The organism is Rhodospirillaceae bacterium (assembly GCA_016712715.1).
In the GTDB taxonomy this organism is placed as follows: domain Bacteria; phylum Pseudomonadota; class Alphaproteobacteria; order Dongiales; family Dongiaceae; genus Dongia.
Genome location: JADJQM010000001.1, coordinates 1543477 through 1570037 on the forward strand (window position 1 = coordinate 1543477; position 26561 = coordinate 1570037).

Genomic DNA, 26561 nt, shown 5'->3' on the forward strand with positions numbered 1-26561 from the left:
TCATCCTTCGATCCTTGAAAAATCCGCCACCAGGTTGAAGGTGTTGCGGATCGAGTTCAGCAACCGCAAGCGATTGCCACGCAGTTCTTTTTCGTCGGCATTGACGGTGACCTTGTCGAAAAAGGCATCGACCGGTGCGCGCAGGCCGGCAAGAGCTGTCATCGCCCCACCGAATTCTTCTGCCCCAATGGCGTCCACGACTTTCTTCCGGGCCGCCTCGAGTGCCTGATGGAGCGCCTTCTCCTCGTCCTGCTTCAGCCAGGATTGATCCGGCGCCTCACTGTGCGCAACGCCATCTTTCTTTTCTTCAATGCGCAGAATATTTGTGGCCCGCTTGTAACCGGCCAGGAGATTGGCGCCTTCGGCACTGTCGACCAGGCCCTTCAACGCATCGACCCGCGCCAGCAGGCGCGTCAGGTCATCTTCATCACCCAGCAAAAACACCGCCGTGATCAGATCATGGCGAACGCCCCGCTCCTTCAGCGCAACTTTCAGACGGTCGGCGAAAAAGTCCATCAAGTCAGTGACGACGGCCTTGGGTGCGTTCTTCTCGAATCCGCCGATACTGTCGTAATAGCCGCTATAGGCGAAGCCCAGCACATCGCGCAGTTGGAGGCGCAGCTTGTTCTCAATGATCAATCGGATAGTGCCGAGTGCCGCGCGGCGCAGCGCAAACGGATCCTTCGACCCTGTCGGCTTCTCCTCGATGGCGAAGAAGCCGGTCAGGGTGTCGATCTTGTCAGCAAGGGCAACGGCGACGCTCACAGGCGCACTCGGGCAGGTGTCGTTCGGACCAAGTGGTTTGTAATGATCGGCAATGGCATCTGCGACAGGTTCCGGCAGTTTCTCCGCTCGTGCGTAGTAACGCCCCATGATGCCCTGAAGTTCCGGAAACTCGCCCACCATGCCGGAAACAAGGTCCGCCTTGGCCAGGGCGGCTGCCTCATTGGGGAGGCTGGCTTCGCAACCGGGAACGTATTTGGCCAGTTCCCGCGCCAGCGCCTTCACGCGCCGCGCCTTATCGCCGACCGAGCCCAATTTGGCGTGATAGGTGATGCTATCCAGCTGCGGCACGCGCTCACCCAGGCTGATCTTCAGATCCTGGTCCCAGAAGAACTTGGCATCGGACAGGCGCGCCCGCAGCACACGCTCATTGCCATGGATGATCGCCTTGCCGCCATCCGTCGCTTCGATATTGGCGGTCACCAGGAAGCGCGGCGCCAGTTTGCCGCTCTTGTCCAGCAGCGCGAAATACTTCTGATTGACCCGCATCGAGGTGGTCAGCACTTCATGGGGCACCGACATGAACTCGTCATCGATCTTGCCCATGAGCACGGTCGGCCATTCAACGAGGCCGGTGACCTCGTCGAGCAGGCCGTCATCCGGCTTCACGGTCAAGCCTTCCTTGGCCGCCGCCGCATCCGCCTGCGACTTGATGGTTGCGCGGCGCTCAGCCTGGTCGAGAATGACCTTAGCGGCTTTCAGCTTCGTCTGGTAATCGGCGAAACTGGTGACCGTGATCTCGCCCGATGAGAGGAAACGATGACCCCTGGTCTTGTCGCCAAAAGTGACCTTGTTGGGTGCCAGATCGAATGCGCCCGAAACAACTTTACCATCGAACACAGCTACAACGCTGTGCAGCGGTCGCACCCATCGCTGCGTATTGCTTCCCCAGCGCATTGATTTCGGCCAGGGCATGTCGACCATTGCTGCCAGGATGATCTCGGGCAGGATCGCGAGGGTGGCCACGCCCTTCTTATCGATCACTGCGAAATAGAATTCACCCTTTCCGGTGTCTCGCTTTCGCACTGATCTAGTGAGGCAATGCCGGCGGATTTCAGGAACCCATCCACCGCCTGTGCCGGCGAACCAACGCGCGGGCCCTTCTTTTCTTCCTTCACATCCGGCTGTGCCAACGGCAATCCATCGACCACCAGCGCCAAACGGCGCGGTGTCACGAAGGATTTCGCCGAGGTGAACGTCAGACCAGCCGCCTTCAGCTTGTCGGTGACCAGCCGCTGCAGTTCCTCGGCGGCACGTGCCTGCATGCGGGCGGGGATTTCTTCGGAGAAGAGTTCGAGGAGAAGCTCGGCCATGATTCAGGCCCCCACTTTCTGGGTAGCTTCCCAGGCTTCGCAGCAGGCCTTGGCCAGCGTACGCACGCGACCGATATAGGCCTGTCGCTCGGTGACCGAGATGACGCCGCGCGCATCCAGCAGATTGAACAAATGAGAGGCTTTCAAGGCTTGATCATAGGCCGGTAACGGCAGCGCCTTGCTGCCGCCCAGGAGCGCCGCGCATTCCTTCTCCGCGTCCTCAAAATGCTTAAACAGCAGATCGGTGTTGGCGCGTTCGAAGTTGAAGGTCGAGTATTCCTGCTCCGATTGCAGGAACACGTCGCCATAGGTCATACCATGGCCATTATAGTCGAGGTCATAGATGCTCTCGACGCCCTGCACATACATGGCGAGGCGCTCGAGGCCGTAGGTAAGTTCGGTCGAGACGGGATTGCATTCCAGCCCGCCCACCTGCTGGAAATAGGTGAACTGCGAGACTTCCATGCCGTCGCACCAGACTTCCCAGCCCAAGCCCCAGGCACCGAGCGTCGGGCTCTCCCAATCGTCTTCGACGAAGCGGATGTCATGGAGCATTGGGTCGATGCCGATGGCTTTCAGCGACCCCAGATAGAGATCCTGACTGTCGGCCGGCGACGGCTTCATGATCACCTGGAATTGGTAGTAGTGCTGCAGTCGGTTCGGATTCTCGCCATAGCGGCCATCCTTGGGGCGGCGCGAGGCCTGGACATAGGCGGCGCGCCACGGCTTGGGGCCAAGTGCGCGCAAGCTGGTCGCCCAATGGAATGTGCCGGCACCAACTTCCATGTCATAGGGCTGGAGGACGACGCAGCCCTGCTTCGCCCAATAGGCCTGCAGTTTCAGGATGAGCGCCTGGAAACAGGTCTCTGGATTTGGTTTCCGGACAACGGCACTCGCCTCGGCGGGCATGATAGGTGGACCCCCTAAAATGATCATCCCGGACGCGCGCCGGAACCGGCTTCTTGGTGCGGCGCAACATACCGACGCACCGGCAGTTAATCAAGCCAAGCCTCAAGCCTTCAGGAGCCGGAAAGCGCCGATTTCAGCCAAAATTGTGTGACTTATCAGGAGAATCGCTACGCAGGAGGAGCAGCCTGGCTCAGCGCGTGCCCCGGCCGCAGGAACAGCCGGATTTTGCCGGCACATAAGCGCCGCACGCCTTGCACTGGACCATGTCTTCGATCGGTTTCTGGTTTGGTGCGTTCTGGCGCTTGTTTTGCGCCGCGCGACCATTGCCACCACGACTGCCACCAGCGCTGCGCTGCTGGCCGCGACGCCAGAAATACCAGACCACCGCGATGATTGCGGCGATCAGGATGAATTTTGGGAACGTGGGCAAACCGAACATCGATCAGATTTAGCGACCTTGATGCGCATCGGTCAAGGGTCAGTCCCTGACGCGGATCGCCGCCATCTCCCGCAGAACCGCTTCTGTCTCGGCCGTGAAGCGGCCGTCGCTTTGGTGCAGCACCATGCTTCGGCGTGCAGGCCCTGCCTCGGCCGACCCTCTGATTCCCTGCAGAATGACGCGCTTGGCAGAGCCGCCTTCTCGCGGCAGCAGATCGACCCATGCGATATCGCCCAAGCCCTGCGTCATCAGCGCGCAGAGTTCGTCGCCGCGATCCGCGCGATGAATGAAGCTGACACTGCCGCCCGGCCTGACCGCGGCAATGGCGCAATTCACCCAGTCCACCAGCCCCGCATCGCCTTCAACATTTGCTTTTGCCTTGATCGGGTTAGGCGAAATCGATGCCGATCCGCGGGCAAGATAAGGTGGATTGACCAGGATATGATCGAAACCCACCGTGTGGAAATCGAGGATATCGCCACATTGAAACTGAACGCGCCCGGCAAGGTCGTTGACGTCAGCATTGCGGATGGCAAGCCGGATGAGCCCTGGTTGTGAATCGAGGCCGAACACGCGGAGTCCAGGAACCCGTGCGGCAAGGCAGAGGCCGGCCGTTCCCACGCCGCAGCCAAGATCGACCGCAAGCTCACCCGACATCGCCGGCACGGCAGCAGCCAGCAACACCGGGTCGATCGCCGCGCGATAGCCGTCTTGCGGCTGCAGCAACATCAATCGCCCACCAAGCAGGCGGTCGCTGCTGACAGGGAAGTCGAACGGCTCATCCATTATCGGTGCCGGGAATCAGGATCGAGTTGCTCGGCTTCAATCAACACGGCCAGCGCCTGCGCCAGATCTTCATCCGCCACCATCAGCCGCTGTGGCAGGATGCCGAGGCTGCCTTGCATGACGCTGCTATGGGTATCGAGGATGAGAGACTCGATGCCCGCATCAGCCAGCAATGCCGTCAGGAAGGACAGCCTAACCGGGTCGCCGGACCGGACCAGTTCGCGCAAATCCTTGTTCTCCCGCATGTTTCCAGACCGGTCACCCGCGCCGATATGTCGCGGGTGTCGCGCTGCCTCGGCTTGACCGAACGCTGCCAGCGGCTATGCTCCCCCGGGAACGGGTTTTTCTCAAGGATTTAGGTAGGGATATCAGCGTGGCCGTTATCGTCAATCTCGAAACCGGGCGAGGCAAGGACAGCAAGAGCAATGCGCTGGACCGACTGACCGATCTGGTCGGCGCCGATCTCGACCGCGTGAACCAGCTGATCATCCAGCATATGCAGAGCGACGTGCAGCTCATTCCGCAGCTGGCCGGCCATATCATCGCCGCCGGCGGCAAGCGCCTGCGCCCGCTCCTGACCCTCGCCAGCGCCCATATGTGCGGCTATCGCGGTGAGCGCGCGGCGGGCCTCGCCGCCTGTGTCGAGTTCATCCATACCGCGACCTTGCTCCATGACGACGTCGTCGATGAAAGCGCGCTTCGGCGCGGCGGCGCTTCCGCCAATGCGGTCTGGGGCAACAAGGCCTCGGTCCTGGTGGGTGACTTCCTGTTCAGTCGCGCTTTCCAGCTGATGGTCGCCGACGGGTCGCTGCGCGTCCTCGAAATCCTCTCCGGCGCCTCCGCCATCATCGCCGAAGGCGAAGTGCTGCAGCTAATGACCAGCAATGATACGACGACCACCGAGCAGGCCTATCTCGAGGTGATCAAGGGCAAGACCGCCGCCCTCTTCGCCGCCGCCTGCGAAGTCGGCGCCGTCGTCGCAGCCCGACCCAAGCTTGAGGAGCAGGCGCTGCAAAGCTTCGGCCTCAATCTCGGCATCGCCTTCCAGTTGATCGACGACGCTCTCGATTATTCGGCCCGCCAGGAGACCCTCGGCAAGACGGTGGGCGACGACTTCCGCGAGGGCAAGATCACCCTCCCCGTCATCCTGGCCTATCTCCGGGGCGATGCCGAGGAACGCGCGTTCTGGAAGCGAACCCTGGAAGAGGTCGAACAGGCGGACGCCGACCTCCGCCACGCCATCAACCTGATGGAACGCCATGGCACCCTCAAAGACACCGTGGCCCGCGCCGCCCATTACGGCGCCATCGCCCGCGATTCCCTGGGGATCTTTCCGGACAGCCCGGAAAAGCGTGCCCTGATCGAGGTGGTCGATTTCTGCATCGACCGCGGCTTCTGAAGAGGCATCGCAAAAGGTTAATCCAGCCAATAGCTTGGGGTTGGTCGACAAAGTTCGGTGTGGACCGTTAACGCAGGCTTGCGCCGGGACGGACCAGCGGCTATAAGGCACCGCGTTTCAAGCGCCCGGCAATTCCAGGACCCGGGCGTCTTCTGGTCGGAGTGTAGCTCAGCCTGGTAGAGCACTACGTTCGGGACGTAGGGGCCGGAGGTTCGAATCCTCTCACTCCGACCAATCATCTTCCAGGCCGCAAGCGTGCCTCAATTCCTCAGAAACATCGTGCCGGTGCTCAGTCGAGCGAGATGCCCTGCTCTTCGGCCACGGCGCGGTAGATCTCGCAGGCCTTGTCCGAGTCGCCGGCGGCAAGTGCCGCACCGCCCTCATTCACCTTGGCGTTGGCCGCGGTGACCTTCAGGCTGTCTTCCTCGGTCTTGGCGGCACCGGCCTTTTCACCGAGGGCAGTCGAAAGTTTCACCATGAGGTCGACGGCTTCCTGCTGATCGCAGGCAACGGCCGGGCTGGCTGCCAGAAAAGCCAGGCAACCGATAATCGCAAATGTCTTTTTCATGCGGCAAGCTGCTTCAGCTTCTTCATCAAATATTCGAGGTTGTCGTTGCCGATATCCTCGAACTGCGTCAGTACCCGCTCGATGACGCGCGATGAGAAGCGCTGCCGGTCGTTCTCGCCGCCGTCATATTGCGTCTCGCGCGCCACGTCGAAGGCGACGCGGAACGCCGGATAGAGATTGGCCGGCAGGGGCGTCCGCTGGTAGATCGATTGCAGGCCAAGCTTGCCTTCATCATGGATGAGGACGCGGGCGCTGACGATGGTCATGTTGGCAAGCACCGCGAGGCTTGCCTCGAAGAAGGTAAGATCTCCCGTACACAGGGTGCGGAGAATGAGCGAGGGCGTCAGACGCTTGTTGTCGCGCAATTGCTTTACCAGATCGACGACATCGGCTGATTTCGAGCCCGGCGGCAAGAGACCGACCGTCGCGCGTTCCCGCGCCTGGAGCACGAGATCGGCCGCCATCTCGGCGGAGATCTCCTTGTGCGAGAGCAGATGCTCACGCAGCGATTCGGAGACACGGGCCACGATCTTTTCGGAAATGCGCAGCGGCAGATTGGCGCGCGCCACCAGGGAGTTGTTGACGGCCGGATCGCTGCCGAACTTGGCAAAAGCCTTCTCCAGGTCGGCATCCTTGAGGGCGGCACCCGGGTTGTTCACCAGCGTCGCAACGACGGCGCCGCTCTTGCCATGATCGATGAGGGCGTTGGCGACCTCGCCAGACACGCTCGCCCGCTTGGCGACCGCCGTCTGCTTTTCAGCGCTCGACATCTGGATGATCTCGATGAGATCGGCATCCGACAGCACGCTGGAGAATTCGAGCACGGGCAGCGACACAGCCTCGACATCGCGCGCCAGGCTCAGCGCGACATCCTTCGGCAGCTCGGGGCTGGACTTCAGATTGATCGACAGAGCTTCCCGCACGCGCACTTCGGCATCGCGCACCATGATGCGGAAGATCTCTTCCGCCAGCATGCGCTCGGCAGCGGACAGTTCGGTCTCGTAGAATGCCTTGGCGACTTTGGTCGCCGTTTCGACCCGCGCATCGGGTGACGGATCGGTCATCAACTTGCGGACATCGGCTTCCGTCAGCATGCCTGCCATCGATGCTCTCTCCCAAATCTGGAGCCGCTCTGAACGGCTCTCCCGTGATTCAATCAGAATACCTAACCACTCATTGGTTAAAGTAGTGACAACGGGCAAACGCGTCGATAGTTAAAATTTTGCACAATCACAGGCTTAGCTATCATCCGACGGTGAGTTTGAGGGCATTTCCGAGCTTCTCGACCACCTCGTCCAGCTGCCCATCGGTGAGGTTGAAGGGTGGCGCCAGCAGGATGTGATCGCCGCTTTTGCCGTCGATGCAGCCTCCGGCCGGATAGCAGATAAGTCCCTCCTGCATCGCCGCCTGGCGCAGTTTCAGCCACTTTTTCTCGGATGGATCAAAGGCTTGCTTGGTGTCCCGGTCAGCGACCATTTCCAGCCCGATGAACAGGCCGCGGCCGCGAATGTCGCCGATATGCGGATGCTGTCCAAAACTGTCGTCCAGCCGGGCGCGCAGTTTGACGCTGAGGTCTTTGACGCGGGCGAGGAGATTTTCTTCCTCTATGGCCTCCTGTACAGCAAGCGCAGCAGCACAGGCCAATGTGTGCCCGGCATAGGTATGGCCATGCTTCAACTGCCCAGAACCGCTTTCCAGCGCGCTGACGATCTTGTCATGGGCCAGAAATGCGCCGATCGGCTGGTAGCCGGCGCCGAGTCCCTTGGCCATGGTCAGGATGTCCGGCGTGACCCCGTCTTCGGCGCAGGCATAAAGATGCCCGGTGCGCCCCATGCCGCACATGACCTCATCGAACACCAGCAACACGCCATAGCGGTCGCAGATCGCCCGCAGCCGCGCGAGATAGCCCGGCACCGGCTCGGCACAGCCAAGCGAAGACCCGGCAATCGGTTCGGCAAAGAAGGCAGCCACATTCTCCGGGCCCTGGCGCAGGATCGCGGCCTCGAGCTCATCGGCAATGCGAATGCCATAGGCCTCTGCCGTCTCGTCGGCGCGGCGTTCCCGATACTCATAGCAAGGCGAGATATGGGTCACCGGCAGCAGGAGCGGCTCATAGGTCTGGCGCCGGCTGACATCGTGGCCAAGCGACAGGGCGCCCAGTGTATTGCCATGATAGCTGCGTTCGCGCGCGATGAAATGGCGCCGCGTCGGCTGCCCGATCTCAAGGAAATACTGGCGCGCCAATTTCATGGCGGCCTCGATCGCCTCCGACCCGCCGGAGACGAAGAACGCCCGCGTCAAACCGGTCGGCGCCTGCGCCACCAGTTTGTCGGCCAGCGCCTCCACGGCCGGGTGCGTAAAGAATGCCGAATAGGCAAAGGCAATCTCGCCGGCCTGATGCCGGATCGCCTCGATCACCTTGGGATGCGTATGGCCGAGGCAGGAAACCGCCGGCCCGCCGGAAGCGTCGAGATAGCGCTTGCCGCTGCTGTCGATGACATAAGGGCCATCCGCCTTGACGGCCATGGGCAGCGGGTTGCGGAGGTCGCGATGAAGCACGTGGGTCATGATCTTGGCAATGCTCGTCTGTGTGGGATCAAGTTTGCGGGGTGGATCAGGTTATCGGCGCCGCCAGGACACCGGCGATCAACTGGTTGAAGGCATCGCCAAGCGCGCTCTCGAAAGCCGAGACGATGCCCGGCAGGCCGGCACCCGATGACGGTTTGCGTGCCTCGGCGGAAATCGAACTGACGATGCGCCGCTCCGGCATCTTCACCAGTTTGGCGGTGATACGCACCATCGCTTCGCCGCCGGCACCGGCATAGGAAGCCTGGAAATCGCGCAACTCGGATTGCAGGATATAGTCGGGCTTGAGGCCTGCGGAATCGCGCCCGACAGCCAGTTGCGGCACCACGTCCTCGAACGCTTCGATGAGTTTCGACTGCACCAAGGCTGGGGCAGCGTCCGACCAGACGCCCTCGGCAAAATACTCGATCCGATTGGCAGCGCGGGTGAGCGCAATCCGGTTTGTGGCAAGATCAGCGCCCGCTTTTGGCTCAGCCACCACCAATTGCCAGTTCAGCGGCGGCGGATTGTCGACCGGTGCCACTGTCGGTGACAGCGAATAGAGGTTGAGTGGTTTGTCGACCTCCGGGATTACCCCGCAAGCCGCCAGCATCATGGCGCTGCCACCCAGCGCCAGGAAATGCCGCCGCTTGATCGATCGCATCGGTCGATCGGTGATCTTTTCGGGCAGGAAATCGATCATGGGGCGGACACACCTTTGCTGCGATCGGACAAGAAGAAGCGCGCTCGATCACGCTCGAGTTCTTGCGAAATACGGGCCATGGACGCGACCAATTCACGCATTTGGGCAAGAAGATCGGTCGCCTCGTAGAGCGCGGTGCCGGAGAACTGGCGCAAGGGCTCCCGGTTCTCGGCCACCAGCGCGGTCATCTGCTCGGATGTCTTTTCAAAGGACTTCGCCATCTTTTCGAACGCGTCCACCGCCTTCTGCGCTTCCTTGGCAGCCGGCCCCAGCGTCTTCTGGAGGTCCGTGGCGAGGACGCGGAACTCCGTCCCGGCTGCACCTACCTCTTTCATCGCCGCGTCGCTGTCGGCGAGGAAAGTATCGATCGCCGGCGCGCGGTCCTTCAGCCCTTGCGAAAGATCGCGCAGATTGTTGAGCGTGTCGGTAAGCGCCTGCTGGTTTTCGCGCGACAGCATGGCATTGAGGTTGTTGGCAATGCGGTCGATCTTGGCGACGAGGTCCGGCGCCTGGCGGGTGAGGCGTTCCAGCGCAGAGGCAACAGCCGGCACTTCGCTGCCGGGGGGCAGGAGCGGCTTGTCGGACGTGCCGCGGCTCAATGACATGCCGACGCCACCGGCGATGCTTTGTAGTTCCAGTGTCGCCTGTGAATCCACCCGGACCGGCGTCCCGCTGCGGATCTCGAAATCGACCCGAGCCAGGGCGCTATCGCCCGGGTCGATGCGGACATCCGTCACGCGGCCGACCGGGATGCCGCCGAAATTCACCGTGCTGTCGACGCGCAACTGGGCGACGGAGCCGCTGAAACGTGCGTAATAACTGTTGTACGAGACCTGGCCCTGGAACTTCGCCGCCCACAGGACGAACACGAACGCGCCCGCCAGAAGCAGCAGAACAAAACTGCCAACCGCCAGATGCCGCGCCCTCGTTTCCATAGTTCACAAATTCCTAAATTGTCGGTTCGTTGTTGATCATATCAGACGCCAATGCCGGCCGCGCGGGCCCTGGGTCCATGGAAATATTCCTTGATCCAGGGATGCTCGTCCTTGAGATGCTCGGCCAAGGTTCCTACCCGGATCCGCCGGTCGATGAGGATACCGATTCGGTCGCAGATCGCCACCAGAGAGTCGAGATCGTGGGTGATCATCACCACGGTCAACCCCAGGCTGCGCTGCAGGTTGCGAATCAAAAGGTCAAATTCAGCAGCACCGATCGGATCCAGCCCTGCCGTGGGCTCGTCCAGGAACAGGATATCTGGGTCGAGAGACAGCGCGCGGGCAAGCCCTGCGCGCTTCTTCATGCCACCAGACAGCTGCGATGGATACTTGGCGCCGGCATCGGCCGGCAGGCCCGACAGGCGGATTTTCAGCGCCGCCAGTTCATCCATCAGTCGTGGCTGCAGATCGGTATGTTCGCGCATCGGCGCCTGCACGTTTTCCGCCACGGTGAGCGAACTGAACAAGGCGCCATTCTGAAAGAGCACGCCCCAGCGCGCTTCGATCCTGGTGCGCTCGGCCTCGCTCACCTTGTCCATGCGCTGGCCGAGCACAGTTATAGTGCCAGCGGCCTGCCGGTTGAGACCGATGATCGTGCGCATCAGCACCGACTTGCCGGTACCAGAACCACCGACAATGCCGATCACCTCGCCGCGTTTCACATCGAGATCGAGACCGTCATGCAGCACTTGGCTACCGAAACGATTGACGATCCCCTTGAGTGAAATGACCAGATCGGATTTGCCCGCCATCGCCTCAAATCCCCAGATAGGAGAAAAGGATCGAAAACAGCGCATCGACGATGATCACCATGAAGATCCCTTCGACCACCGAACGGGTGGTGAGGCGCCCGACACTTTCCGCACTGCCCGAGACGCGTAGGCCCTCGAAACAGCCGATGAGCGCGATGAGCGCCGCAAAGAACGGCGCCTTGACCAGACCGACCCAGAAATGATCAACCGTGATCGCCTGGTTGAGCAGGCTGAGATACTGACCAAAGCTGATATCCAGCAGTGCTATGCACATGAGGCCGCCGCCCAGCAGGCCCATCATGTCGGCGAAGAAAGTGAGCAGCGGCAGCGCGATCATCAGCGCAAGCACCCGCGGCACCACCAGCACATCCATGGGATTGAGGCCGATGGTGCGGAGCGCATCCACCTCCTCGTTCACCTGCATGGTGCCGATCTGCGCGGTGAAGGCCGAACCTGACCGGCCGGCAACGACGATTGCGGTCAGCAGCACGGCCATTTCGCGCAGCACTGAAATGCCCAGCATGTTGATTGTGAAAGTCTGCGCGCCGAACCGCGCCAATTGATCGGCGCCCTGGAAAGCCAGCACGACACCGACCAGCAAGTTGATCATGCCGACGATCGGCAAAGCGTTGAGGCCGGTCTGCTCCAGATGCGAAAAGATCGCGTTCCAGCGCAGCTTCCAGGGTGTCAGCGCAAGGCGCGACAGCGCCGTGACCAGCGCGCCAAAGAACGCCACCAGATCGCGACTTTCGATCAGGATGCTCTCAGCGGCCGCGCCGACCTCGGCGATCTTGTCGCTGAGATTGCGCTGTGGCGGCTGTGCCGGGAGAACGTCCTCGGTTTCGACCACACGCTTGAGCAGAGCGGCGAGGTCCGGATCGCCTTCCTTCGTCTCAACGGAAACGCCCTTGGCCTGGAGTGCCTTGCCATGCCGGCTGATGAGCCAGGCGCCGGAGGTGTCGAGCTGGTCTATTGCGCTGAGATCGAGGATGGCCGTTTTCGATCCGGCCTCGGCCGGGACCGTCAGTTCCCGGTCAAGCCTTGTGGCATGCTCGATTGTCCACGCTCCACCGCATGACCAAATCGCTGTGCTGCCACTGGTGGTGAATTTGACCCAGCCGGGGTCGGACATTGGAGCCTCGAAATGCAAGACGGGCTGCAGTCTAGCAGCCCGTCTTGTCGCAGCAACGATTCAAGCGCCCGAGGTCAGATGAAATAGGCCTTCAGCGGGTCGAAGCCATTGAAATTAATGGCAGAATAGGTCGTCGTGTAGGCTCCCGTCGAGTGCAGCCGCACCCGGTCGCCGGCCTTGAGGTCGAGCGGCAGGCGGTAATTGGCCTTGTCATAGAGGATGTCGGCAGAGTCGCAGGTGGGGCCGGCCAGGATGACCGGGCCCGTTGCCGTTGCGACCGTATCCAGCGCTTCGACCCGGTAGCGGATCGCCTCGCCTTCGGTTTCCGCCAACCCGCCGAAGCGGCCGATATCGAGATAGACCCAGCGACGATCCTCGGTGGCCGACTTGCGCGAGACCAACAAAACCTCGGCCTCGATCACACCGGCATCTGCCACCATGTAGCGGCCGGGCTCGATGATCAGGCGCGGCCAAGCTTCACCGAAGCTGTCCGTCATCGCGGCTGCAATGGCGGCGCCATAGGCCTCGATACCGGCAACACCCGGCGCATATTCCGCCGGGAAACCACCACCGAGATCGATCATGCTGAGGCTGACACCGGCCTTGGCGCAACCATCGAACACCGACTTCGCCGTGGCGATGGCGCGGTCCCATTGGGCCGGATCAAGCTGCTGCGAGCCGACATGGAACGAGACGCCGACCGGCTTCAGGCCAAGTTCGCGAACTTCGATGAGAAGCTCCGTCGCCATTTCGGGCACACAGCCGAACTTGCGGTTGAGCGGCCACAAGGCGCCCTCCGCCTCGACCAGGATACGGCAATAAACCTCGGCACCCGGTGCATGGGCGGCGATCTTCTGCAGTTCCTCAATGGCGTCGACGGCAAAGAGCTTGACGCCAATGCCATGAGCCCAGGCGATATCCGCCGGCTTCTTGATGGTATTGCCGAAGGAGATACGGTCCGGCGTGGCACCAGTCGCGAGCGCCGAGCGAATCTCGCCCGACGAGGCGGTGTCGAAGCTGGAACCGGCAGCAGCCAGGCGATCCAGGATCTCAGGCGCCGGATTGGCCTTCACGGCATAGAAAATCTCGGCCGCCGGCAGGGCTGCTGCGCGCAGGGCGGCGTATTTCCGCGCCACCACGTCAAGGTCAACCACCAGGCAGGGGGTCGCCGGTTTTTCCTGGGCGAGAAACCGGAGCGCGCGTTAGGGCCGCGGCCCGGCATCGTTGGCGATGACGGCCTGCGGCGCCAATTGGGCCCGCAGCGAGGCGGCTGTGACGTCACGCGCGCTGAGCTCATGCCCGGTCAGGGGCTGCTTCGACTTCGCGGTAACAGCGGCAATCTTCGTCATCTGCCTTGATCCTTCGTGTCGGCGATGTGGGCTTTTAACCCCGGAAAATGCAAATCGCCGCGCTGGAGGACCCCTTCAGGAGGGCGCTTCCGACGCGGCGAAGCCATCATGGCGATGAAATAAATAAGAATTCTTTACCGGGATTTGTGCTTTTTCATGGGGCCCCTTGCAGAATATCTGCGCAATCAGGGCCCCCTCGGAAGCAGATTTTCCCGTTTTGCCCCGTCTTCGCTATTCCGGCTTTAATTCAGCCGGTTCAATGAGTTCCTTGAGGGGGTAGCCAGCGAACTTCTTGGTTTCCGACATGATCACGTTGGTGGTGACCGACGCAATATTGGGATCCTGCTCGATCAAGGCATTGTGAATTTCCACATATTCGCCCACCGACCGGCACACAAAATGGACGATGTAGTCGAAATTGCCGGAGATCTGATAGCAGGCGATGGCCTGGGGCGTGTCGTCGATCAGCGTCTCGAACGCCCCCTGCTGGGCACGGCCATGCTTGTGGAGCGTGACAAAGCTCAGGATTTCGACATGGTCGGCCACCTTGGAGAGGTCGATATCGGCCCGGTAGCCACGGATGATCTTCTGCTTCTCCATCTGGCGGAGGCGCGTGTGGCAGGGGCTGGCCGAAAGGCCGACCTTGGCCGCAAGTTCCAGATTGCTGACCCTTCCTGCCGCCTGGAGCGCGGTCAGGATCTTCACGTCCACCTTGTCGATCCGCTGCGACTTGCGCATGCCCTTATGCCCTTTCCAGCTTAGGCCTTTCCCCGCTTTGGCCAATGGCTTATACAGCCGACAGTCGGCTTTTCGCCACCCCGCCAGCCAAATTTCAGGTCACGATGGATCTTAAAGAGCACATCCGCCACGTCCCGGACTTCCCCAAACCCGGCATTCTTTTCTATGACATCTCGACCCTGCTGGCCAACGGGCCGGCCTGGCATGAGGCGCTCAATCGCCTGACCGAGACGCTGCGGACCTACAAACCGGATGTTCTCGTGGGGATCGAATCCCGCGGCTTCCTGGTGGCGGCCCCCTTGGCCGACCGCCTCGGCACCGGCTTCATCATGGTCCGGAAACGCGGCAAGCTGCCGGGCGAGATCATCCGTCATTCTTATGACCTGGAATACGGCCAAGATGTCGTCGAGATTCAGGCCGACGCCATCAAGCCGGGCCAGCGCGTCATCGTGCTGGACGATCTGCTGGCGACCGGCGGCACCATGTTTGCCGCCGTGACGTTGCTGGAAAAGGTCGGCGCAAATGTCGTCGCTATCGGCTGCCTGATCGAACTCACCTTCCTCGGCGGCCGCCAGCGCCTCCACGTGCCGGTCCACACCCTGCTCAGCTACGACAGTTAGAAACAGATTTCCGGCGCCAGTTTCGCTGCCAGCGCCAGCAGGGCCCTGTCGCGACCATGGCGGGCGATCAGGGATAGCCCCACCGGGGCGCCCTTCACGACGGCAACGGGCAACGTCACCTGCGGCAGGCGCGCAAGGCCCGCTATACAGGTCAGACTGAGGGTTCGGTCGCGGAAGCCGGCTGAATCCGAGGCACTCATCGTTTTGAGCGGCGCAATATCCGCCGCGGTCGGGATGATCATGACACCGTCGCTTGACAGCATGTCATCCAGGCGCGCGGTGATCGCCCGGCGTAACTCCGCCTCGCCATCCGGCGCGCGTGCGCTCGTCTCCTTCGACAGGGCGAAACGTTCCGCGATCTCCGGCCCGAAATGCGGCTTCTCCCGTTCGACCCAGGTGCCGTGCTCGGCCCAGATTTCCCGCATCTGCAGAAATCGAAACGCCTGGCGCCAGGCGGACAGGCCGCCGCAATCGGCAGCCAGGGTCATGTCAATGGCGGGACCGATTGCAGCCACGGCGCGGTCCCGTGCGGGTACCAGCGCGGCAGCCACCTCAACATCGGCCAGCGCCCAGGCGTCGCGCGCCAGCTAGACTTGGGCAAACTCCGCTGCGTCGCCGGAATCGGGTGGCAGCAACACGTTGCCCACACGTGCCAGCAGATCGGCATTGCGGGCGAACCAGCCCACGGTGTCAAAGCTGCGGGCCAGCACCATGACGCCGCGGTCATCCACCACGCCATGGCTGGGCCGGATGCCGAAGATGCCGTTGAGGGCGGCGGGAATGCGTACCGACCCGCCGGTATCCGTGCCGAGCGCAAAATCGCAGGCGCCACCCGCGACGGCCGAGGCGGATCCGGCCGAGGAACCGCCTGGAATGCGGTCGGGCGCCGCCGAATTGCGCGGTGTGCCGTAGTGGAAATTCTGGCCGTTGAGACTGAACGCCATCTCATCGGTGATGGTCTTGCCAATCGCCCGGGCACCGGCCGCCAGCAATTTCCCGACGCTTTCGGCATACTCGATCGCGGGCTGGTGCGTGCGCAGCCAATCGGGATTGCCGCAGCCCGTGACGCGCCCGGCAACATCAAACAGATCCTTGATGGCGAAGGTAAGACCGTCGAGCGGTCCGGAGGCGATGGGCTCCAGGACAAAATCGCCACCCGGCGCCATCGCGCCAAGTTCGGCGAGATGCCGCCAGGGCTCAGGTCTCAGTGCCGTCGCTTGGCTCATCGTGTTCTTCCTCGGGATCGTGGGGCGCCTCATCCTCCGGATGCAGGCGCCGGATGATGATATCGCCGTTCGGCAGCACTTCAGGTGCAGCATATTGCGGGATGGTCTTCATCAGCAGATCGAGCGCCTGCAGGATTTTGGCCAATCCCTCTCCGGCCAGGCGCTCAGCGTCTTCCGTGGGGCTGTCGGCGATGGCAGGGGCCATTGCCGCCCACAGGCTGAAAACAACGGCGGCTGCTGTCCGGTTCATCTGACGTCACCTTGCTTGCCATCGCCCGCGCGACCGATCGGGGAACATGACAATAGGGGAATGATTGGACCCTTAGCCTATCACACTGACGTTACCCAGACACGTCACCGCTGCTGCAGATAGACCTTGAGCGCGCCAAGGAAGCGATCGCTCTCCGCTGGGCTGTTGTAATGCGTGGGGCCGACGCGTACTACACCACCCTTGTCGATGAGGCCGAGGCGTGTCACCGGCTCCACGCCGTAATTGTGTCCGTCCCACACATAGATTCCCTGATTGCCCATGTATTTGGCGATCTCCGCCGGGTCGCAATCCGGCAGGATGAAGGAAACTGTCGGTACCCGCCGGGCGAAGTCGGCACGATCGGTGATACCCATGATGCGAACGCCCGGTATCTGCTGCAGCCCAGCGATGAGTCGATCCGCCAGGGCGTGATCGTGGCGCAGCATCGCCTCGATACCAGCAACGATCCTCTGTCGGCGTGTCAGCGCCGGGTCGGTAGCACCACCATAATTCTTGCCGAGCCATTCGTAATACTCGATGGCGCCCATGATGCCGGCGAGTTCTTCCCGGTTGGTGGTGCCGGTAACGAACTTGGAGGGCAGATCATCCGTGGCGGCACGGACCTTGTAGGCGGTGAGCTTCTCCAGAAGCTCCTGACGCCCCCACAGCAGCCCATAATGCGGGCCATAGAATTTATAGGCCGAACAGACCAGGAAATCGCAGCCGATATCCTGGACGTCGATGACGCCGTGCGGCGCGAACTGTACCGCATCGACATAGACCAGCGCCTTGCCGCCGGTGGCGGTCTTCGCAGCCTTGGCGATCGCCTTCACATTGTTGATCGTGCCGGTGACATTGCTGGCATAGCCGACCGCGACCAGCCGTGTGCGGTCGGTGATCACGTCGCCCAATCGGGCGAGGTCGAACTCGAACGTCTCCGGGCTGAAATCAAGGTATTTGAGCGTGAGGCCACGCTCTTCCGCCATCGTCACCCAGGGGGTGACATTGCCGTCATGATCCATGCGCGTGACCACGATTTCATCGCCCGGCTTGAACTCGCGCCCGAGCGAGCGCGACATCATGAAGGTAAGCGTGGTCATGTTCTGCCCGAACACGATTTCGCGTACGTCCTTCGCGTTCACGAAATCCTTCGCCGCCTCATGTGCATCGTCGACCAGCTTCTCCGCCAGGATCGAGGTCTCGAAATGCCCACCCAGGTTGGCGTTGCATTCGGTCATCGCCCACACCATGCGGTCGATCGCCTGGCGCGCCATCTGGGTTCCGGCGGGGTTATCGAAGAAAACGGCCGGCTCCCCGTTCTGAATCCGCTTCAAGCCGGGAAACTGGCTGCGAATGGCCACGACGTCATAGCTCATGATCTAACTCTCCTGGAGAATCTATCAGGCCCGGATTTGGCCACGTTGATGGCGGGCCTCGAAAATGAAGCCGAGGAAGTTGAGTAGCAATTGCGCCGCCAAAAAGCCAGTGATGCCGGTTGGATCATAGGCTGGCGCGACCTCGACCAGATCCATGCCGACGACATCACCCTGTTTGGCGAGGCCCTGGAGTATTTCCAGCACTTCGTAATAGAGGAACCCGCCATGACTGGGTGTCCCCGTGCCCGGCGCGATCGAGGGATCGAAGCCGTCAATGTCGATGGTGACGTAATAGCGCGCACCCTTCGGGATGAGATCCAGCACACCTTGCGTACCGAGCTTGCGCACATGGCGCACGGAGAGGATCTTGGAGCCGAAATTCCGCGCCGCGTCATAATCCGACCGGTTGGAGGAGGAGACGTTGCGGATGCCGAGCTGAGTCATGCCGGTGACATGGCCCGTCTCCGAGGCACGCCGCAGCGGGTTGCCATGGCCATAGCGCACGCCATGCCGTTCATCGACGAAATCGAGATGGGCGTCGAAATGCACGATATGGACCGGCTCCTGGCCCGCGAACGCCTCGATCACCGGCGCGTGGACTGCGTGATCGCCACCGAGGATCAGCGGCATCGCCCCGCTTGCCAAGATTTTCCGCACGGCAAAGCGTGTGTTCTCATGGCTTTTGACAGTATCGGTATGGACGATATCCGCATCGCCCACATCGACGATGCGCACGCGGTCGGTCGGCAGATAGACAACATCATCTTCGAAATCATAGGCGCCGCCATGCCCGAAGGAGAACAGGGTCGAGGCCTCGCGAATCGCACGCGGGCCGAAACGCGCACCGGAGCGGTATTGCGTGCCCATGTCATAGGGGACGCCAAGCACCGCGACATCTGCGTTGATATTGTCCCAATCGGTGCAGATCGGCTGCTTGCCGAAGGTGCAATGCCCGACAAAGGGCAGGTTCAGGCGCCCGGTTTCATAGGCGTTCTGGCTCATGGCGGTTGACCTCCTGTAGCGACGACCCAGGCAACAAACTGACACAGCTTTACATTAAGGATAAAGGGAAGATAATTGCCAATATATCGACTTTCCCGATGTAAATAGAGATCATGCCCAAGCTCGGCGACATTGATCTGCGGCTGCTGCGCGTCTTCACGGCCATCGTCGAAGCGGGTGGCCTGACCGGCGCCCAGGTGACACTCAATCTCGGCCAATCCACCATCTCGACCCAGTTGGCGGAACTGGAAAAACGTCTCGGATTCCGGCTTTGCCGACGCGGGCGGGCGGGATTTGCCCTCACCCCGGCCGGGGAAAAACTCTATGCCGCCAGCGGCGATCTATTCGCTGCCGTGGACCGTTTCCAGATGGTGAGTGCCAATGTTTCCGGCGAGATGAAGGGGACTCTGCGCCTCGGCACTGTCGATGGCATGATCAGCAATCCGGATTTTGATCTTCCTGCGATCCTTGGCGCATTTGCGGCCCGTGCGCCATCGGTGGTGCTGGAACTGTCGATCGATCCACCCGATGCCATGGAACGCAGCATCAGTGACGGTCAGCGCGATATCGCCATTGGTCCCTTTGTGAAACGCGGCCGCGGCACCGCCGCCGCGATCACCTATGTGCCGCTTTACCGCGAGCGGCAGGCGATCTTCTGCGGTGCCGGCCATCCCCTGTTTGGGCGCCGCAAGATCTCTCTTGACCAGATCCGGCAGGCGCCCTTCGTGGCACGCCGCTATCTCCATCGCTTTGATCTCGAAATCGTCGGGCACCTGCAGGCCGGTGCCATTGTCGATCAGATGGAGGCCCAGGCGGCCCTCATCCTGTCCAATCGGTTCATCGGCTTCCTGCCGATCCATTATGCGGCTCAACTGGCCAGGGAACACCGCCTGCGTAAACTGAGCTGCGACGTCGAAACGGAATACGACTCACCCTTCTTTCTGCTGCACAAAAGGGGCGCCGAGGATAATGTCGTCCTGCGCAACTTCCTCAACCGCATCCAGGACGGCATGCGAGGAAGGGACCCTTCTTAACTACGAGGACCGCACCGAATGGACAGCACCAAGCCGACCCGCGGCCTGTGGGACCTGTTCCGCGCCGAACTTGCCGGCGCGACCTACACCGACCTTACCCACGCCTTCTTTCCGGGCCAGCCGCGCTTTCCGTCCTTTCCGGACGAAACACGGACGCTTCTCCAGGACTATGCCCAGGGCGATGACTGCCAGGTCCATCTCTACAGCCATGTCGGCCAGTGGGGGACCCATGTCGACCCGCCCGTCCACTACATCAAGGGTGGTCGTACCCTGGACGAAATCCCGGTGGCGCAGATGCTCCTGCCGCTGGTCGTGCTCGATATCAGCTCGCGGGTGATGGGTGACCCAGACGCGAAGCCCATATTGGCGGATATCGTTGACTGGGAAGAACGCTTCGGGCCGATTCCCGCCGGCAGCTTCGTGGCGCTGCGCACCGATTGGTCGAAACGCTGGCCGGATGCCGCGCGCCTGACCAATCGCGGCGACGATGGCCTGTCACATTGCCCAGGCTGGTCGCTTGACGTGTTGACCTGCCTTATCGAACAACGGCAAGTGACCGCCATCGGTCATGAGCAGCTCGACACCGACCCTGGTCTCGCCGTATCCAAAGGTGACGACAGCCTGGAACGCTATGTCCTCTCGCAGGACCGCTGGCAGATTGAAATGCTCACCAATCTCGACAGATTGCCGCTTGCGGGCGCCCTGGTCATGGCTTCCTGGCCCAAACCGAAGGGCGGGTCCGGCTTTCCGGCGCGGGTTGTGGCAATTCACCGCTGAGACGGCAATTGCGCGGCGTCGGCGACGTCGCTAAAACCGCGAGGCAACCAATTGGACAAGATCATGTCGGCGGACAGCAATACCAGGATCGGCAACCATATCCGCGTCGCGGAAGTCGTCATCCCCTGTCCCAACCTTGCCGCCGATCTGCAGTTCTTCACCGAGCGGCTGGGCTTCAAGGTAAATCTGATCTATCCGGCCGATGCACCGGCCACCGCCGTCATCTCCGGCCATGGCCTGATGCTGCGGTTGATCGCCAGCAAGGATGCCGGCAACCACACACCGCTTCTGCTGCGCCTCCTGTGCGATCTCCAGGCCTTGCCCGCCGGTACGCCGGACGAACTCATTGCCCCTGGCGGCACCCGGATCCAACTGGTCGAGGCGCAGAACCCGGTCATCATTCCGGCCGGCACCCAGGAATTCGTCATCTCGCGTGGTGGCAAGGATAGCTGGGGCGTCGGCCGCGCGGGCATGCAGTATCGCGACCTCATTCCCAGCCGTCTGGGCGGTCGCTTCGTCGCCTCCCACATCCGCATTCCCGAGGGCGGCCCGGTCCCGGACTATGTCCATTTCCACAAGATCCGCTTCCAGATGATCTTCTGCAAAACCGGCTGGGCCAAGCTGGTCTATGAAGACCAGGGTGAACCGTTCCTGCTCAACGCCGGCGATTGCGTGCTTCAGCCGCCGGAGATTCGCCACCGCGTGTTGGAGGCATCCGCCGGCCTTGAGGTGATCGAGATTGGCTGCCCGGCCATCCATGAAACCTTCGCCGATCACAACATGACGCTGCCGACTGGCAGGACCCTGCCGGACCGGCTCTATGGCGACCAGCGTTTCGTGCGCCATATCGCCGCCGATGCCGCTTGGCAGCCCTGGCGCCTGCCTGGTTTCGAAGCCCGTGACATTGGCATTGCCGCCGCGACGGATGGGCTTGCCGGGGTGCATGTGGTGCGACCGACCGGTGGCGCGATGGCAATGGCACCGGCGCATGGTGGCGAATTCCTGTTCCTGTTCGTGCTGGCAGGAATGCTGAACCTCTCCGGGCCGCAACTCGGCGATCATGCCTTGCTGGCTGGCGACAGCGTCGTTCTGCCGGCTGGCGCGCCCTATGCGTTGGCCGCGCAGCCGGACAGCGAGTTCCTGGAAGTGATGCTGCCGGCAGGCGATTAGGGCGTCATGGGACCAGCCGTACGCGCGCTGGCGGAAGGACCAGGATAGCGGTCGTACCGAATCCCGGCGCGCTTTTGAGTTCGACCTTGCCGCCATGCAACTCGGCAAAGGCCGCGGCCAAGGGCAGGCCAAGACCCGTATCCTGCTTCTTGCGGTTGAGCTGGCTTGTGGGCCCATCAAAGGGTGTCATCGCCTTCGCCATTTCCTCATGGGTCATGCCGTCGCCGTGATCGGCAACGCTGATGGCAATGCCCCCATCCTCTGTGCTTCGTACATCCAGATCGACCAATCGGTCGGGTCCGGCAAACTTGATCGCGTTGATGGTCAGGTTCAGCATGATCTGAACCAGCGTGCGCTTGTCGCCACGGACAACGGCACCAGGCAGGCCGGGTTTCATGGCGAGGCGCACATTCTCGCGCGACGCCCGTTCGTTGGACAGCCGCAACAGCGCGTCAAACAGCTCATCGAGCGTGACTTCATCCTCTGCCATATGCCACTTGCCAGCCTCGACCTTCGACAGGTCGAGGATATTGTTGATCACGGAAAGCAAGTGCTGTGCGCTGTAGTGGATGTCGTCGGCATATTCCTTGTACTTTGGCTGGCCGAGGGCACCGAAGCTCTCCTCCTTGATCACCTCGGAGAAGCCGATAATGGCGTTGAGCGGTGTGCGCAATTCGTGGCTCATCTGCGACAGGAATTCGGACTTGCGGCGGCTCAGCTCATCAGCCCGGCCGCGCGCCGCTGTTTCGGCCCGGGTTCGCGATTCGAGTGCCACCATGGCGATGGCATGGGCGGTGTGACGACGCATGACGGCGATCGCGCCGACCAACAGGATGATGATTGCGCAGACCAGGGCAACAGCGACATTGCGCTTGCTCTCCCAGGCTGCGAGGAAGTCGCGGCGGTCGAGTTCGACATTGAGGACGAGCGGCATATTGCGAAGTGCATGTGTGGCCATATATCTGGCGCCGCTCTCGCCCGTATCTTGCGAGTCATACAGTGGAAAACGCACGAGAACTGTACCGTCCGAGAAGGCAAGTTCGACGGCATTGGCACCAAGCGCCGCAAAGAAGCCGTCAAAAATATGCGGATTCATATAGCCCATGATGACGCCGGCGAAGGATCCATCCGGGTTGTTCAGCCGACGCGATACCTGCAGCGCGGTTGTCGTGAGATCTCGCCGGTTGAGGACAATCTCTTCCTGAGCGTGATCCCGATGGAAGCTGAACGTGGCACTGGTGCCGAAGCGCTGTGTCGCGTTGGTAGCTTCCGGCTGCACCAGAAGGGGGTCTCCCGCGGCGTCGAACATCTGCAGGTTGGTCAATGCCGGCACAATCTGGCCCAGGCGCCCCAGGACGCGCTCAACATCGAGCTGGGTCGTGACGATATCGATATCGGACGACAGGGGATGCCGGTCAAGGACCTGCATACTGATCTCAACCGCCTTGAGCGACTGCTCGACATGGGCCGCGGCAATCTGTGCAAGCGCGCGAGCCCGTTGCTGGCCGGCCGCATTGACGGATTGATAGTCCTGGAACAGCAGGCCTGCCGCCGTACCTATGATCAGCAGGATGATCAGCCCAACCAACCGCCAGGACAGAGGTGCCTTGGGCGACTGCACGCGTGCGGGAGAGAGACCCGAGACGCAATGCACCCAACCACGCCTGACCGGATCGACCATCGTCAAACCAAGGCGTGAAAGACGCGCTCTTAAATCGAGCCTGCCCGCGTCTGACCCCACGGAAGCAGGCGGTGTGGTCCGATTGTGGACCGCCCTGCTCTGGCTCACGTCGAGTGCTTCGATGTCAGGTGGATGAACGCCATTGATCGGGACTGACATCATGCCCGTCTGACCGGTGGACATAAGGTCATGATGAGTCGCACCAATTCGGCCTGATGTTTGCATCGCGTCTTCGCAAACAGGCTTTTCATGACATTGCGGATGTCGGCGAGATCGCGGCCTTTGAGCGCAGCCATCTCCTTCGCCGACAGTCCCCGGAGGATAAGGTCTGCAATCTCGGCTTCCGCCGCCGCCAAATCGAATGTTTGCGCAAAGGCGCGCATCGCCGCCCAATCGGATTGATCGCGGCTCGTCGCCAACTCAACCACGACCAGCTGCATGTGGTCGTCACCTCCGAGGCTTCGGTTGAGTACATCCCGGAAGAACCCTGGGTATTTCTGATCGCCACGGAAATGAACGACCCATCCGCCTTGTCTCGCTCGACGAGGATGGCATTCTCAAGACCATTTGCCAGCATCCGCGCCAACGTTGCATAGAACTTCTCGGTCAACTGCGGTGCCACGAACGCGATCCGCCCGGCCAAGACCTGCACACAGCTGCGGTCGGCCAGCATCTGCAGGCACGGTGTATTGGCATAGGTGATTTGCCCGGTGCGACCATCCATCACGACGGAAGCGACCCGCCAATCCGGACAGATCAAGGCAACGACGTCGGTACCTATTCTGGTTGGCTTGTCCTTGCCGAATGCGTGGAGGGCGCTCGTGACAACTGCGCCGTAAGTCCTTTCGGGTGTAGAGTCGCTTCTCGGTCGCGCCATGAGCCTAATCGCCTTTGCCAAATCGCATTCTTTCCGTCGCTTACTATCGCGAAGGAGACGTGACGCCGCCGTGACTTGCGATTTGACCTGCAATTGTCTTTTGTTTTGCGCTTGCACACTGTCAAAATTTCAGACATATTTTCAATGGGTTGGGGTGACTGCCTATGCGCAAATGGGGCTAGAATCAGATATTGAAATCCGCCTGCTGGGGCTGCCTGAGCTTCTGCGGCCGGTTGGTGGCGTCGTCTTTCCGGCGAAGGGGTTTCAACTCCTGGCTTTGCTCGCGCGCGCGCCAGCCAAACGCCTAGCCCGCAAGGATCTGGCTTCTCTCCTCTGGGATAATGATACGGAAGCAGCCGCACTCGGCAATCTTCGGCAATTGCTCGCACGCATCCGCAAGGCCAGTGCTGCACATGACGATCTGATTGATGCCGACACCAAAACCGTGGCCCTGGGGGGCGGTGGCGCGCTCATTGACCTCAACCTTTTTGAAATCGGCTTTCGATCAGGCCTGCCCGATCAGGCCTTGCGTGGTTTGATGCTGTTTCGGGGGGATCTCCTGGAAGGCATCGGCGATACCACCGACGCCTTTTCCCACTGGCTGACACTCGAGCGCACGGCGCTGCGTGAGCGCTTTTTCGCTGCTGCCTCCTCGATCCTGATCGAATTGACGCGCTTTGGCCGGGCGCTTGACCAGGATCTGCGCGCAGTCGCAGACCGCATGCTGGCGCTCGACCCGGAACGCGAAGCGAGTTATCGCACGCTCATCGAAGCCTATGGCCGCAACGGCATGTATGAGGAAGCCGAACGCACCTACCGGGCCCTTGTCGCCATGCTGGAGAACGAGTTCGGCGTCGCGCCGCAGCCAGAGACAAGCGCGGTCCTGCGCCGCGTGCTGGCCGGGCGCGGCTATCATCAGACCGAAGCTGTCACCACGAAGCCCGCCGGCTCGCAGCCGCGGGTGGCTTTCCTGGCACCAAGCTGGATCGTACCGCCGGCGTCCGGCGAAATAGCACAGACTGCCCTTCTGGGGGCCCTGGTCGAAGACATTGCCAATGAACTCGCCCGCTATCGGTCATTTGTGACGCTGGCGCCGCATTCTTCGTTCAAATTGCAGCATGATTCCGGCATCCCGGCCGATAATTCTTTGCTGCGAGCCGACTACACCGTGAGCGGCTTCGTCAAGCCGAGTGAGCGAGACCAGTTGCTGGTACTCCGCATGGCCGATTGCCGGAGCGGAGAAATCCTGTGGGCCGGCGAGTTCTCCTTCCGCCCGGAAGATCTCGTGCGCTCCTTCCGCATGCTCTCGCTGCAGGTGGCATCCAGCGTCGCCGCCTCGGTCGAACGGCATTTGCTGGAAAACATGCGCCGCAGCGGGACCAGCAGCGCCTACCTTCACTATCTGGATGGCCAGACGCTCCTTAAAAACTGCGATTTGCCGAAACTGCGACGGGCACGAAAGTCCTTCATGCATGCGGCGGAGCTGAGCAAAGACATGGCGCTCGCCCATGCCCGCATTGCCCAGACGCTCTATCTGGAATGGATCTCCCTCGGTGGCGACGATCCCGAACTGCTGCGGCGCGCGCGCGAGACGGCTGAATTTGCGGCTCGTCTTGATCCCGGCGCCGGCTTCACTCATTTGATGTGTGGCACGGTAGCCCTCTATCAGCGCGATTTCGAATATTCTGCCGAGAAATTCACTGAATCCGAGGCGCTCAGTCCAAACTCAGCAGACTTTCTGGTGCAACACGCTGATGCACTTTGCTGTTTTGGCGACGCGGTTGCCGGCTGGGAACGTTTCGAGCGAGCGGTGGATCTCAATCCGTTGGCACCGGATCACTATTGGTGGGCAGGGGCCAGCATATTGCTGCAGCAACAGGAATTTGCCCGCGCTATCGAACTTTGCGACCGCATGGAATCAGATTCGTCGGTGCTGCGCATATTGGCAGCCTGCCATGCCCATCTCGGAAACTTGCCCACGGCACGGGAGTATGGTCGACGCATCAAAGATTTGTACCCCGATATTGGTGTTTCGGCCATTGTCAAAATGGCACCGTTCAAGGACGAGAGTTTCCGAAAGATCGTGGAAGACGGACTCCGGCTGGCGGATGTCTGAC

Annotated in this window: 27 protein-coding genes, 1 tRNA gene and 1 pseudogene; 7 read left to right on the top strand and 22 right to left on the bottom strand. The window is 61.5% G+C overall.

Annotated elements, in window-relative coordinates; all coding sequences use genetic code 11:
- From IPK59_07500 to IPK59_07520, 5 genes and pseudogenes are all read right to left on the bottom strand, one after another.
- Nucleotides 1–2096 (bottom strand): annotated as a pseudogene (locus IPK59_07500) (glycine--tRNA ligase subunit beta).
- A gap of 3 nt (nt 2097–2099) precedes the next feature.
- On the bottom strand, nt 2100–3005 hold the full coding sequence (locus tag IPK59_07505) for a glycine--tRNA ligase subunit alpha (GenBank protein ID MBK8158606.1): 906 nt from the start codon (nt 3003–3005) through the stop codon (nt 2100–2102).
- A gap of 190 nt (nt 3006–3195) precedes the next feature.
- Nucleotides 3196–3444: a hypothetical protein gene (locus IPK59_07510; GenBank protein ID MBK8158607.1), complete on the bottom strand. Its 249-nt coding sequence runs from the start codon at nt 3442–3444 to the stop codon at nt 3196–3198.
- Nucleotides 3445–3483: 39 nt separating this feature from the next.
- Nucleotides 3484–4230 carry a methyltransferase gene (locus IPK59_07515; GenBank protein ID MBK8158608.1) on the bottom strand — a complete coding sequence of 249 codons (747 nt, stop codon included), beginning with the start codon at nt 4228–4230 and terminating at the stop codon, nt 3484–3486.
- Nucleotides 4230–4457 (bottom strand): DUF2007 domain-containing protein, encoded by a 228-nt coding sequence (locus tag IPK59_07520; GenBank protein MBK8158609.1) that lies wholly within the window; start codon nt 4455–4457, stop codon nt 4230–4232. Before IPK59_07520 ends, IPK59_07515 begins: the two co-directional genes overlap by 1 nt.
- A gap of 95 nt (nt 4458–4552) precedes the next feature.
- Between IPK59_07520 and IPK59_07525 the strand changes: the two genes are divergently transcribed.
- Together IPK59_07525 and IPK59_07530 are read left to right on the top strand one after the other, a co-directional pair.
- Nucleotides 4553–5629 carry a polyprenyl synthetase family protein gene (locus IPK59_07525; protein ID MBK8158610.1) on the top strand — a complete coding sequence of 359 codons (1077 nt, stop codon included), beginning with the start codon at nt 4553–4555 and terminating at the stop codon, nt 5627–5629.
- 157 nt (nt 5630–5786) lie between these two features.
- Nucleotides 5787–5863: transfer RNA gene (locus tag IPK59_07530), tRNA-Pro, on the top strand.
- A 55-nt stretch (nt 5864–5918) separates the two neighbouring features.
- On the opposite strand, the gene IPK59_07535 is transcribed toward IPK59_07530, so the two are convergent.
- From IPK59_07535 to IPK59_07580, 10 genes are all read right to left on the bottom strand, one after another.
- Nucleotides 5919–6197 (bottom strand): hypothetical protein, encoded by a 279-nt coding sequence (locus tag IPK59_07535; protein ID MBK8158611.1) that lies wholly within the window; start codon nt 6195–6197, stop codon nt 5919–5921.
- Nucleotides 6194–7300: a DUF2336 domain-containing protein gene (locus IPK59_07540; protein MBK8158612.1), complete on the bottom strand. Its 1107-nt coding sequence runs from the start codon at nt 7298–7300 to the stop codon at nt 6194–6196. Before IPK59_07540 ends, IPK59_07535 begins: the two co-directional genes overlap by 4 nt.
- Before the next feature lie 142 nt (nt 7301–7442).
- Nucleotides 7443–8765, bottom strand: a complete 1323-nt coding sequence (locus IPK59_07545) for an aspartate aminotransferase family protein (GenBank protein ID MBK8158613.1) — start codon at nt 8763–8765, stop codon at nt 7443–7445.
- Nucleotides 8766–8811: 46 nt separating this feature from the next.
- The gene (locus IPK59_07550) at nt 8812–9465 is read right to left on the bottom strand and encodes a membrane integrity-associated transporter subunit PqiC (GenBank protein MBK8158614.1); all 654 of its coding nucleotides are present in this window, start codon (nt 9463–9465) and stop codon (nt 8812–8814) included.
- On the bottom strand, nt 9462–10400 hold the full coding sequence (locus tag IPK59_07555) for an MCE family protein (protein MBK8158615.1): 939 nt from the start codon (nt 10398–10400) through the stop codon (nt 9462–9464). Before IPK59_07555 ends, IPK59_07550 begins: the two co-directional genes overlap by 4 nt.
- 41 nt (nt 10401–10441) lie before the next feature.
- Nucleotides 10442–11212 carry an ABC transporter ATP-binding protein gene (locus tag IPK59_07560; GenBank protein ID MBK8158616.1) on the bottom strand — a complete coding sequence of 257 codons (771 nt, stop codon included), beginning with the start codon at nt 11210–11212 and terminating at the stop codon, nt 10442–10444.
- A 4-nt stretch (nt 11213–11216) separates the two neighbouring features.
- Nucleotides 11217–12344, bottom strand: a complete 1128-nt coding sequence (locus tag IPK59_07565; protein MBK8158617.1) for an MlaE family lipid ABC transporter permease subunit — start codon at nt 12342–12344, stop codon at nt 11217–11219.
- Nucleotides 12345–12418: 74 nt separating this feature from the next.
- Nucleotides 12419–13501, bottom strand: a complete 1083-nt coding sequence (locus IPK59_07570; GenBank protein MBK8158618.1) for a type III PLP-dependent enzyme — start codon at nt 13499–13501, stop codon at nt 12419–12421.
- A gap of 45 nt (nt 13502–13546) precedes the next feature.
- Entirely contained in the window at nt 13547–13693 is a 147-nt protein-coding gene (locus tag IPK59_07575) for a hypothetical protein (GenBank protein MBK8158619.1), read from the bottom strand.
- A 231-nt stretch (nt 13694–13924) separates the two neighbouring features.
- Nucleotides 13925–14431: an Lrp/AsnC family transcriptional regulator gene (locus tag IPK59_07580; GenBank protein ID MBK8158620.1), complete on the bottom strand. Its 507-nt coding sequence runs from the start codon at nt 14429–14431 to the stop codon at nt 13925–13927.
- Nucleotides 14432–14535: 104 nt separating this feature from the next.
- Here IPK59_07580 and IPK59_07585 point away from each other — a divergent pair, with 104 nt between their 5' ends.
- The gene (locus IPK59_07585) at nt 14536–15051 is read left to right on the top strand and encodes an adenine phosphoribosyltransferase (GenBank protein MBK8158621.1); all 516 of its coding nucleotides are present in this window, start codon (nt 14536–14538) and stop codon (nt 15049–15051) included.
- Here the strand turns inward: IPK59_07585 and IPK59_07590 are convergent.
- The 5 genes from IPK59_07590 to speB form a co-directional block, all read right to left on the bottom strand.
- Nucleotides 15048–15566 (bottom strand): hypothetical protein, encoded by a 519-nt coding sequence (locus tag IPK59_07590; protein ID MBK8158622.1) that lies wholly within the window; start codon nt 15564–15566, stop codon nt 15048–15050. The genes IPK59_07585 and IPK59_07590 overlap by 4 nt on opposite strands.
- Before the next feature lie 72 nt (nt 15567–15638).
- Nucleotides 15639–16310 (bottom strand): hypothetical protein, encoded by a 672-nt coding sequence (locus IPK59_07595; GenBank protein ID MBK8158623.1) that lies wholly within the window; start codon nt 16308–16310, stop codon nt 15639–15641.
- Complete coding sequence (locus IPK59_07600) at nt 16249–16527, bottom strand: hypothetical protein (protein MBK8158624.1); 279 nt, start codon at nt 16525–16527, stop codon at nt 16249–16251. The genes IPK59_07595 and IPK59_07600 overlap by 62 nt, the downstream gene beginning before the upstream one ends.
- 104 nt (nt 16528–16631) lie before the next feature.
- Nucleotides 16632–17903, bottom strand: coding sequence for a cysteine desulfurase-like protein (locus IPK59_07605; GenBank protein ID MBK8158625.1), 1272 nt, complete (start codon nt 17901–17903; stop codon nt 16632–16634).
- A gap of 24 nt (nt 17904–17927) precedes the next feature.
- The gene (speB, locus tag IPK59_07610; protein MBK8158626.1) at nt 17928–18905 is read right to left on the bottom strand and encodes an agmatinase; all 978 of its coding nucleotides are present in this window, start codon (nt 18903–18905) and stop codon (nt 17928–17930) included.
- A 113-nt stretch (nt 18906–19018) separates the two neighbouring features.
- Between speB and IPK59_07615 the strand changes: the two genes are divergently transcribed.
- The 3 genes from IPK59_07615 (at nt 19019) to IPK59_07625 (ending at nt 21886) form a co-directional block, all read left to right on the top strand.
- Nucleotides 19019–19939, top strand: coding sequence for a LysR family transcriptional regulator (locus tag IPK59_07615; protein ID MBK8158627.1), 921 nt, complete (start codon nt 19019–19021; stop codon nt 19937–19939).
- 18 nt (nt 19940–19957) lie between these two features.
- Nucleotides 19958–20716, top strand: a complete 759-nt coding sequence (locus IPK59_07620; protein MBK8158628.1) for a cyclase family protein — start codon at nt 19958–19960, stop codon at nt 20714–20716.
- 63 nt (nt 20717–20779) lie between these two features.
- Nucleotides 20780–21886: a cupin gene (locus tag IPK59_07625; protein ID MBK8158629.1), complete on the top strand. Its 1107-nt coding sequence runs from the start codon at nt 20780–20782 to the stop codon at nt 21884–21886.
- Between the two features lie 4 nt (nt 21887–21890).
- Here the strand turns inward: IPK59_07625 and IPK59_07630 are convergent, their stop codons facing one another.
- Both IPK59_07630 and IPK59_07635 read right to left on the bottom strand, forming a co-directional pair.
- Entirely contained in the window at nt 21891–23567 is a 1677-nt protein-coding gene (locus IPK59_07630; protein MBK8158630.1) for a hypothetical protein, read from the bottom strand.
- A 158-nt stretch (nt 23568–23725) separates the two neighbouring features.
- Complete coding sequence (locus IPK59_07635) at nt 23726–24007, bottom strand: helix-turn-helix transcriptional regulator (protein MBK8158631.1); 282 nt, start codon at nt 24005–24007, stop codon at nt 23726–23728.
- 609 nt (nt 24008–24616) lie between these two features.
- On the opposite strand from IPK59_07635, the gene IPK59_07640 reads away from it, so the two are divergent.
- Nucleotides 24617–26560, top strand: coding sequence for an SARP family transcriptional regulator (locus tag IPK59_07640; GenBank protein ID MBK8158632.1), 1944 nt, complete (start codon nt 24617–24619; stop codon nt 26558–26560).
- The last annotated feature ends 1 nt before the right edge of the window (nt 26561 follow it).